The organism is Pseudomonas sp. P135, assembly GCF_020312125.1.
Taxonomy (GTDB): domain Bacteria; phylum Pseudomonadota; class Gammaproteobacteria; order Pseudomonadales; family Pseudomonadaceae; genus Aquipseudomonas; species Aquipseudomonas fragariae.
In genome coordinates this window covers 1-466 of the sequence record NZ_JAGPYR010000060.1, presented here as the reverse complement: position 1 = coordinate 466, position 466 = coordinate 1, and the positions used below count along the sequence as shown (strand labels likewise).

At 57.5% G+C, this 466-nt stretch carries 1 protein-coding gene; it reads left to right on the top strand.

Going from position 1 to position 466, the window contains the following annotated elements; genetic code table 11:
- A partial coding sequence (locus KBY08_RS26300) for a calcium-binding protein (RefSeq protein WP_225651325.1) occupies positions 1-466 on the top strand: 466 nt, incomplete at both ends.

Below are 466 nucleotides of genomic sequence, written 5' to 3'. Positions count from 1 at the left end.
CGGTGGCTACGGTTCCGACACCTACGTGTTCCGCAAGGGCTCGGGTCAAGACACTATCAGCAACTATTCTTACAACGACACCACGGCCAACAAACTGGACGTGATTCGTCTGGAAGGGCTGAACGCTGCCGATGTGGTGCTGCGCCGTGAGTCCGATGACCTGATTATCCAGATCAAGGATAGCGGTGAAACCCTACGGGTCAGTTCGCACTTCTACAGCAGTGCCATCTACGGCTATGGCATCGATCAGGTGCAGTTTGCCGATGGTACGGCACTGACTAATGAGCAGATCCGTACGGCTCTGCTCACCGGTACCGAAGTCGACGAGACCGTCACCGGTTATGAGTCGGCGGACAGCCTGTTCGGCCTGTCGGGTAATGACACCCTGAACGGCCGTGCCGGTGATGACATCCTCGACGGCGGCGATGGTCGTGACACCCTCAACGGTGAAGATGGCAACGACACA